The sequence below is a fragment of the Nostoc sp. DedSLP03 genome, from assembly GCF_034530815.1.
Lineage (GTDB): Bacteria > Cyanobacteriota > Cyanobacteriia > Cyanobacteriales > Nostocaceae > Nostoc.
This window is the reverse complement of record NZ_JAVRCK010000155.1, coordinates 1-10432: the sequence shown is the minus strand read 5'-3', so window position 1 is coordinate 10432 and position 10432 is coordinate 1. Positions and strand designations below refer to the sequence as shown.

The 10432-nt window shown below is 40.6% G+C and carries 5 protein-coding genes; 4 read left to right on the top strand and 1 reads right to left on the bottom strand.

The genetic code is table 11. The annotated features are described in order from the left end of the window. The first annotated feature begins 994 nt into the window (after positions 1-994). Positions 995-1717, top strand: a complete 723-nt coding sequence (locus RM368_RS36815; protein WP_322698639.1) for a response regulator transcription factor — start codon at positions 995-997, stop codon at positions 1715-1717. A 128-nt stretch (positions 1718-1845) separates the two neighbouring features. Here RM368_RS36815 and RM368_RS36810 read toward each other — a convergent pair whose 3' ends face one another. Further along, the gene (locus RM368_RS36810) at positions 1846-3210 is read right to left on the bottom strand and encodes a lipid-A-disaccharide synthase-related protein (protein WP_322698638.1); all 1365 of its coding nucleotides are present in this window, start codon (positions 3208-3210) and stop codon (positions 1846-1848) included. A 243-nt stretch (positions 3211-3453) separates the two neighbouring features. Here RM368_RS36810 and RM368_RS36805 point away from each other — a divergent pair, with 243 nt between their 5' ends. From RM368_RS36805 to RM368_RS36795, 3 genes are all read left to right on the top strand, one after another. Then, positions 3454-5529 (top strand): outer membrane protein assembly factor, encoded by a 2076-nt coding sequence (locus RM368_RS36805; RefSeq protein WP_322698637.1) that lies wholly within the window; start codon positions 3454-3456, stop codon positions 5527-5529. Between the two features lie 296 nt (positions 5530-5825). Further along, on the top strand, positions 5826-8060 hold the full coding sequence (locus tag RM368_RS36800) for a hypothetical protein (protein ID WP_322698636.1): 2235 nt from the start codon (positions 5826-5828) through the stop codon (positions 8058-8060). Between the two features lie 13 nt (positions 8061-8073). Continuing rightward, entirely contained in the window at positions 8074-10380 is a 2307-nt protein-coding gene (locus tag RM368_RS36795) for a hypothetical protein (RefSeq protein ID WP_322698635.1), read from the top strand. Positions 10381-10432 lie beyond the last annotated feature (52 nt).

Genomic DNA, 10432 nt, shown 5'->3' with positions numbered 1-10432 from the left:
ACTTTCATCTTCTTACTTCTCCCGCCTTTTTTCCTAATTCACATTAGGCGTAATTAACAAGCAGACACCGTTGATATAAAGTAAAATAAAATACTTTACCAAGCTTAAAACAATTGTAGATGAGTGAGAAAGCCACCGTCGTCAGTCATTGGTGAGAGTTGCATCCCATTATCGTGTACCATAAGCTTGAACTGTTTTACCTATCAGGTTAGTTAGACTAGATAAATAAAAAAGTAATATCTATAGCTATTTGTGAATCTGAAGTAATCCTACCTCCTGAAATTTCAACAATTTTCTTAGCGATCGCCACATCTGTGTTAGTATTTATCCAGGTATATCGAACTTATAGATGTTCGCAAAATGACCAAAGCTTAATTCCAAAGAAAAGTTCCCGACAAAAGTTAGGCAAAATTTAAAACCTAAAAGGGCAGAGGTTAGCACAGAGCGGCTTATATCATATCTTGTGAAAAGTCAGACGGACAAGTTTGTTACAAAGGACTACGAATTACTTTGCTGTTTCTGATTTTAGTAAATTTTAACGCTGGCTGATTCCCTTCCATGAGGATCTCTATTGGCTCTATCAATCGGATGAATCCAAAGGTTTGATTAAAAATCCTTCGCAACCATCTTTTACTTTCTCGTAAAGCAACTTTCACACGGTGTAATTTTTTCATTTTCGTAAGCTTTTTTTAAAGTTTGCTCCAAAATCATACTAATTAACGGATGGAACAATGACAACTCAAAGCTAAACGATTGTCAAGGAAGAGCAATTTGGCATTCGTTTCAATATTTCATACTTTTTGTGTAAGTATCTATATATCTTCAGCTAGATTTGTCCTCTATGTCAATGTAAAAATTTTGACCAATTGTTATTTCTATCGGTGGATGCAGACAGGTTGAAATATCATCTATCCTGAGTTTGGGAAAATAATAGATAATAGTTACAAAAGGCAATACTTTGAAAGATGCAAACAGTGCAAGAGCGAGTGTAGCGATGAATGAAATTAGTATTATTTTAATTGAAGATCATGACTTAACGCGAATGGGACTACGAGCAGCATTACAGTCTCATAGTGCATTGAAAGTAATTGGGGAAGCGGCAAATGCTACTCAAGGGTTAAAACTTTTAGAAACGGCAAAACCAGATGTAGCGGTAGTAGATATCGGCTTGCCTGATATGGATGGCATCGAACTCACTCGGAAATTCAAACGCTCCCAGGCTGAAAATGGGCAATCTACTACGAAGATTCTGATCTTGACAATGGATCATACAGAGGATGCTGTACTTGCAGCCTTCGCCGCTGGCGCTGATTCTTATTATATGAAAGAAACCAGCATCAGTAAATTAACTGAGGCAATTCAAGCAACTCACGGCGGTAACTCTTGGATCGATCCGGCAATTGCCAACGTGGTATTGCGGAAGATGCGCCAAGGTATTCCTGGAGAAAGTCAAAGTTCTGACAAGCCGAAGACTGTAAAAATTGAAGCGCTGGCGACAGAATACGAGCAAGTTTTGGAAACATACCCTCTGACTCAACGGGAACTGGAAATCCTAGAGTTGATTGTCGCTGGGTGTAGCAATGGTCAAATTGCCGAGAAACTTTATATTACAGTTGGTACTGTAAAAACCCACGTTCGTAATATTCTAAATAAACTATGTGCTGATGACCGTACCCAAGCTGCTGTCAGGGCCTTACGTTCTGGATTAGTAGCGTAAGGAATTGAGACAAGGGAGAGATGGGGAGATAAGGAGAATAACTCCTAACTCCTAACTCCTAACTTAGCACTGGCTCAAGGTTTCAAAGAAAGCTAACAACACTCAATACTGTTTTGCCCAATACCTCATTATCCCAATTTTTCCCGCAAGCAATTAGCAATACGTAGTGCGGCTCCTGGTTTGCCCATGCGTCGCCCACCATTTTCAGCAATAATTTGCAAATTATCAGGGTTTTTAAACAGGGATTGTACAACCTTCGCTACATCTGCCGGTTGCTCGATTAAAATCAAAGACGATCCCAAAAGACGACTTTGAGATTCAGCAAACCCAAGGTTATATTGTGGGCCATTACCGGGAATTGCGATCGCAGGTTTGCCTAAACCGATAAACTGTTCTGTGGCTGTACCTGCCATTGCGATCGCTAAATCTCCCAAATGCAAGCAATCATTATAAGCTTTTTGTGTTAATAGTAGATGAGCATTTCTCTGTCTAAATGTCAAGACATTTGGATCGCTCAGTTGGATAGGAGATGCTGATTCAGCGCGCCAGCCTTGGGATTGCACACTTTGAGATAAAATACTAGAGTCTAAACCAGGAGCGATCGCACCTAAAAACACTAATTTGTTAGAACTATAAAAGATTGAATCTCGCTGTTGAAAACTGGTCATCAATGCAGATACGGCAATCATAATTGTTTCCCAGTTGGTGTATGCTTCTGGCGGACGAGAACCAGGAAGAAGAGTCACTACAAAAGGTCGAACTGTCTCTTGCTGTTGGATATTCTGACTATAAAATTGTTGGCGTGAAAACCTTGATTCTAGACCATCCATCATCGGATTACCCAAATAGAAAGCTGGAATTGGCCATTGCTTTAATGTTTCTGTTGTCAGCGCATCTCTCAGGAACACAGCCTTACAACGGCGACGACTCATTAACCAACGTTCCCAAGGATGGTAAACTGAACCAGAAAAGTTTTCCCAACCAGCGTCTTTAGATTTTCGTGGTAATAATCCAGCTTCATCTCGCACATAATATTCAGATTTTGCCGTACCGACAAAAGCATAATTAGCGCCACTAAATGTTGCAAACAACAGTGGCAAAATATCTCCCACTGCTAAAATCGCTCTTCTATTACCTAATTTTTTTTGAGAACTTACCCAACGGCGGATAGCTTTAATTTGGCTGAGGGTAAGTTGCAATAAACCACCGCGTACATCCCGCGCTAATTGGCGGCCATCCATATAAATAAAGCCGCCAGAAGGCATATTCAGGACTGAACCGATAAAGGGGATATCCAACTGTTCATAAGCACGTCCTTCACCCACCAGAGGCAAAGCAAATATCTCTGGTGGGTTTGGTTGTCGTTGGAGTTCTTGCAAAATCCGAAGTGCAATCATATCTTCCCCATGACCATTACTTAATACAAGTAACCGCAAAGGAGAAGTTGCTGATTGGGAATTAGAAGCTAAAGATGACCGAGATAGATTACTCATAAGAAACAAAATATCAAAATTAACTGTCTGTTTGGGTAAGAGGTATAAATAGGGAAATCGACAAGGAAGCTGGAAGTTAGTATTTCCCTATTCCTTTACTTCCCTACAACTAATACCAATTTTGGATAGGAATGTAATTGTTTGAAATTTCTAGAACAGCCTTTTGGTCAATACTTTTAATCAAAAATCTAAAATCTAAAATCCAAAATTAGTATAACTCCCAGTTAATTAGGTTAAATATTTATGCGAGTTTCTGCTACTGCTATTTTTACATTAGCTACATTAGCTACTGGCAATATTACTCAGCAAGCAACGGCTGCACCTGCTAAAACCGTTACTCCAACTGCAAAAGCTGGTAACTTGGTGGTACCGATAATTGAAGACACTCCCGCACGGGTAGAGACAATTGCTTCCCCAGAAACTATAGTTGCACAACAATTTTCCCAAAATCCTGTCGCCGTGCAAACAGGTGCAAACAAAAATTCCCCAGTAGTCCTAAAATCAACAGACAAGGGAAATTCATCAGTAACGCTTCTTCCCACTCCCTCTTTTTCCCCTTCATCCCCCAAAACTCCTGCTACTGAAGGCGATTTGGTAGTCAGAGCTACAGATGTACAGGTGGTGGGAGCCAATCAAGAATTACAGCAAATCATTCGCCAGGTAATTAAAACCCAGGTGGGTGGAGAAACCAGTCAAAGCCAGCTACAAAGAGATGTAACAGCAATTTTAAATACAAGTTTATTTAGTAGTGTCAGTGTGAATAGCTTTAGCACTCAGGCTGGATTGAATGTAGTATACCAAGTCCAACCAGCGATTGTGCGATCGCTGCAATTATCTGGTGCTAAAGTACTTACCTATCAAGTCGCCCAACAACGTTTGCAATCTCAGATTGGAACCACCATTAGTCCCAGTGGACTGCAACAAGCTGTAGCACAAATTAACAAGTGGTACGCTGACAATGGTTATAACTTAGCACGGGTGCTATCAATTAAACCCAGTTCTCAAGGCATTCTCACTGTGAATGTTGCTGAAGGTTTGGTGAGTGATATCAAATTTCGCTTTGTCAACGATGAGGGTAAAACCGTTGATAGCAAGGGAAATCCCGTCGGAGGACGCACCAAAGCAGATTTCTTACAACAACAACTCAAATTGAAACCCGGTCAAATTTTCCAAGAAAATGTCGTTAAACAAGACATCCAACAGCTATATCGGACTGGTTTATTTGAAAGTGTGAATGTGGCTTTAGAAGGTGATGCGACAAAACTTGATTTAGTCTACCAACTCAAAGAAACTGGGGCGCGTGGTGTTAACTTGGGTGGTAGTTACAATGCCGATCAAGGATTGGTAGGTACAATCAGCTATCAAGATCAGAATGTCGGCGGTGTGAATGATACTTTAGGTGTGAATGTTGGTGTAAGTAGCCGAGACTTGCAGTTTAATAGCAAATTTGTCAGTCCCTATCGGATAACTAACCCCGATCGCTTGGGCTACACTGTAAATGGTTTTCGTAGTCAGGAACTTTCGGAAACCTTTGATGACAAGATTAAGCTAGCTAACGGCGATAAAGTGCGAGAAGGTCAAATTGGCGGTGGTGTCAGCTTGCAGCGACCAATTGATGATTGGAATACCTCATTAGGATTAAACTATACCCGAACTAGTATTCGCGATCGCCAAGGTAATGTTACCCCAACTGACGTTCAGGGCAATCCCCTCTCTGCGAGTGGAACTGGTATTGACGACCTAACTACTGTATCCTTCACCGCCACCAAAGATAAACGAGATAATCCCATCAATCCAACTCAAGGTTCCGTTCTAAGTCTGAGTACAGAACAATCTATACCCATCGGCGAAGGTAATATTTCCCTGAATCGCCTCAAAGCCAACTACAGCCAATATTTACCAGTGCAGTTATTTAACAGCAAACAGCCGCAGGTATTTGCGGTGAATCTGCAAGCCGGTACCGTCCTTGGGAATTTACCGCCCTACGAAAGTTTTAACTTGGGTGGTTCCAACTCAGTGCGCGGCTACGATTCTGGCGAAGTTGCTAGTGGTCGCAGTTACGTGTTGGCTTCGGCAGAATACCGTTTTCCCGTTTTACCAATCGTCGGCGGTGTATTATTTGCTGACTTCGCCTCAGATTTAGGTTCTGGTGATACTGTATTAGGAGATCCGGCAGGTGTACGGGATAAACCAGGTTATGGTTTTGGTTATGGGGCGGGAGTGCGATTAAATTCACCACTAGGCTTAATTCGGGCTGACTATGGCATTAACGACCAGGGAGAAAGCAAAGTGCATCTAGGAATTGGGCAACGATTTTAATTTGAGTTAAGGCGTTGCCAAGAGATGATATCCAAAAAATAAATTAAATATGCGTTATCCAGAACCTTTGTAGAGACGTAGCAGTGCTGTGTCTCTACATTCTTTTTAGCTCATATCTCTATTAGCGATCGCCTTTGAAAATGACTTTTATAAATTGGCCAATTTATTACACAATATTTAATAGTATATAAATTTCAATAATCAAAGCAAAAAACCTATTGTCACGTTTTCACGAGACATTAATTTTTTAATAGCGCTAGTCATGCAGAATATAAAAAAATATTATAAGTAATAACATGGAAAAAAGTGTTATTAATGCCAGCCTTTCTACTCAAAACCTAACCTTTCGTCCAGGTGATACTCCTGTATCATTTGAGGTAACTGTCAATAATGACAGCGATCGCTTCGTCAATTTTCAGATAGAAATTACTGCGGCGGGAGAAATCCGCAACACAGGATATCGCTGGTATAGACTCGAACCAGAGGTAGCGGCAGCCAAGCCACCGGGCAGTAGTACCATCTTCCAAGTTTTCGTATTCAATACACCCATGCCGGGATTTGTTGGTACTGTCAACCTGATGGTAAACATTTTTTCACCGCAATTAGCACAACAGTCCAGACTTGTGCTACGCCTGAAAATCGAGCGAGACAACAGACCAACACATTTAAGTGTAGAATTGCCTGTACGAGAGTTCCAAGTTTATCCTCGCAATTCTATCGATATACCAGTACGGGTGCGGAACTTGGGGCAACAACCAACTGAGGTAATGCTACGTTTTACAGGCGTCGATCCGTCTTGGCTGACTGGCAGTGCAGAACGGCGATTACCCTTAGATCCAGGTGGTTTAGCAGAAGCTACATTCCAATGCCAACCTCCTTCTGTAGTGCAAGCGCCCAGTCAAAATTATCCTTTTACTATTGAAGCTGTTAGCAATAATGGTTATCCAACTAATGCTGAAGGCAATATTGAAGTTTTGCCAGTGGGTTTTATAGACTTTACTACCACCGAAAAACACCTGAAAATTCCCAATAAATCTGCATGGTTGCCTGACTGGAAATCTGATACAGCTTCCTTTGAATTACTATTTAAAAACGCTAGCAATCTCAATCAAGAAATTAATGTGCAGGTGCAGGGTAGAGACTGGCGAAAATGTAGTTTTAAAAAGCTTCCCGAAACCGCCAATCTTCATCTAGGAGAGACAAGTAAAGTTATTCTCGATGTTAAAACAAAACGTCCTTGGGTGGGAATCGGCAAAACTTTGTTGCTGGAGGCTAAATCGGAATTATCCGACCAACGTTTAGGGAGTACAGACCCAGCCACGCAGACATTAGAAGTCAAGACTCTGCCAATTATACCTTTATGGCTACAATTAGCTGCGATCGCACTATTAGCCGCACTCCTCGCATTAATCCTGCAACCAACAGGAGTAATGCATACCCGTTCTGTCAACTCAGTGCGCTTTAGTGGCATTGGTTTATCTGTGGTCAGTGGCTCAGATGATTGCACCTTAAGATTTTGGAGAATTGGTGCTGATAGCCTAGACCCTGATGATACAGTAAAATATTCTGGGCAACCCCTTGCTTGCGACCAAGCACAACAGCCTAAAGGCTTGATGGCGATTACCGATGACGCTGTAGAAGTCTTGCGCTTCATGCCATTACAAAATAATCGCGCTGCTGTTGGTTTAGATAATGGTGTAATTGAACTTAGAGATGTCCCATCAGGTACAAAGATTAGCCAACTTCAAGACCTTAAAGATCCTAAAGCAAAAGGCGATCGCGTTTTTGACCTAGCTTTCACCTCAAACTCACTTAACTTATTCAGTGGGTATGGCAGCGGTAAAGTCAGACTATGGTCAAGACCAGCGCCTAACAGCGATTTTCTGACAGAACCGCAAGTTATTGACGTACAAAGTAGATTGAAACTCTCAGGTTTCCAAGTCCGGGCATTAAATCTCAGCCCAGATGCAAAAACTCTAGTAATTGCTGGAAACTTTAAGCGTTTTATATTGTGGCAGTGGAATCAAACTCAATCTGATAAACAATTTCCAAATTTATCGGTGCAAAATCTAGAAAAACTAGACCCATTAGTTGGGCCTGAAGACTTTATTTGGGGATTAGCTTTTGTTCCTAACTCAACAGGAAGAATCCTGGCCACTTCTGATTCTGCGGGTTTTATTACTATTTGGGATTTAAATCAGTGTCAAACTATCAAAAATCCGAATCCGCTAGAAAAAGTCAATGAGCTTAATTGTTTGCAACTAGACCGTTGGTCAGCATCAAAAACATCTGTGCGGACTCTAGCATTTAGTGACGATGGTAGTCTCTTAGTAAGTGGTGGCGATGATGGACGAGTTGTAGTTTGGTACTTAACTCCCGAACATAAGCTTGACAAAACAACAGCAGCAGAAGGTAAAACAATTTACCAAAGCTCTAAAAAAATCAATAGTATCGACTTGAAAACCAATCAAGGAACCATGATTGTCAGTGGTGGTGAAGATTTTCAGGTCAAATTACACCGCATCAAATAAGGGAATCAATGACATGCAAGCTAAATTCAATCCACTGCAAGTTATTATCAACCCACCTGGAATTCAATTTGGGATGCCAGGAGATACCATTGAACTTTATATTGTTGTAATCAATCAGGGAAATCAAAGTGCGGTTATTGACTTATATTTTGTTTTTGACGAAGTATTTCAAAATTTAACTGGTTGGTCTAGTTCTCCCAGAGAAAGTTTAGCATTAGCTCCAGGGCAAAATAGTGACGAAGTAAAATTTGAGTTTCAAATTGCCGCAAATGCTCTCCCAGGAACCTATGACTATACACTAGTCGTAGATTCTCCTCTACATTATCCTCAAGATACTCCCATAACCTTCCCAAACCAAATTAAGGTTCTGCTAAAAGAACAGACTGCAATTCGGGTGAACGACCCGACATTTTCCATTAGACCTAACACCAACCCCAACAAACCGTTAATTTTCAATCCTAGTGAGCTTCTGCAAGTAGAAGTAATAGTTGACAATCGCTCTTATCTCGTAGACAGATTCCGCTTGAGTTGTCCAGATTTAGACGATGACTGGTTCACAATTAATTATCCTGCAACTGGATTTGAGGGGCCAGGATTAGTGTCTGACGTGACTGCATTAGAACTCAATCCTGGTACTCAAGGTCAAATATTGTTGAAATTTCACCCACCTGGAGATACCCTTGCCGGAAGCTATTCGCCGACAATCCGCTTGTATTCAGAAAACTCTCCAGACTTAGTACTGCTAGATTTGGTGTATATCCAAATTCCGACAAATTATCGCTTAGATATACAACTTAATACCATCTTGGGACAAGTTAGCCGTAGTCTTGGCAAGTACGAATTATCACTCGCTAACCAGGGCAATATTGTCCGCGAACTGATATTAAACTTAAAAAGTCGAGACGAAGAAGAACTATATACTTACAAATTCGATCCTACGGAAGTCAGATTATTACCCAATAGAAGTGCTGTGGCTAATTTGACAGTCAAACCCAAACCTTGGTGGCGACGACCGTGGTTTGGTGCGGGGCTAGCGATCAATTTTCAACTCGATATCAAAGACCAACAAAATTTACCCCTACCGAACACACTGCCTCAAGGAACTTTAGTATGGAAACCCCGCCCTTGGTGGCAATTTCTTCTATTAATTTTGGCCATTTTGGGGTTATTGGGAGGGATAGGATTTATCATTTGGCGAATTTTAAACCCCGATCCTTTGAGATTAGAAAATTTTAGTGCAAATGACTCTCAAATTACTGAAGGTGATGAGGTCGCTTTAAACTGGGAAATTCATCAATATAAACAGTTACAAAAGTTAGTTCTGACGGCTAAAGGTTCCCAACCTATTCAGCCGATTACTTATGACTTTGGCAATGGCATTCCTGAAACACTGGGTAAAGGAAGTGCTAATCAAATCCCTCCTTGTCAGGTACAAGATAAACAAGAGTTAATTTGTAGCAACGTCAAAACTGGAGTGAAAACAAAAGGTAATTACACTTTTGAATTACAAGCCTTTTATCGCAATGGTATACAAATATTTTCCCGAACTAACCAAGTAGCAGCGCAAACTACCCAAGTAGAAATTGCAGAAAAACCAATTGCATCAGTAGTTAATTTTCAGCTAGATAAGCCCCAGTACACAAAAGGTGAAAATATTCTTTTTAGTTGGACAATTGCACGTCCATTATTGCTGTCACAACTACAAGTTGTTGGCAATGCAGATGATGGTACATCTTATGGTGAACCAGTTACTTATAAATTTAATCAAGGCAATATTACAGACCCTAAACTTAAAAAACTATGTATACAACAAAATCAACAACTGCAATGTAAAAATATTCCTTTATTAGCAAATAAAGTGGGAAATTTTACATTTGAAATCAAAGCTGTTTCTAACAATGGAAGCGACAAAATTAGTTCTAAAAAAGCTGAATCAAAAATTATAATATTACCTAAACCATTTAAGATTGTCTATTTCAAAATTAACGGTAGTGAGCAACCAAATTTGGTTCTCAATGAAGGAACATCTGCTATTTTGAGTTGGAGAGTAGAGGGAGAAAATATTCAGGTTAAACTTCTACCATACGGCAATGACGTTCCAGCAGTTGGTTCAACGAAGTTTCTAGTAAATCAAGCCTTCCCCGCTCAAATCGGACTGCTAGTCAATGATATATCTGGTAAGCAACAACCCCAGCAAAGAGGATTTGCAATCACAGTCCTCAAAAAAGTAGTGCCTACTCCTATACCTAGCTTTAACCCAATTCCACCTACTTTACCACCTAGCAATAGCCCATTTAAGACTCCTTTACCTCAGAGGTAACGGGAGCATCCACTTTTGGCAGAAAGACTCAAATTGCAAGCAACCCATTAAG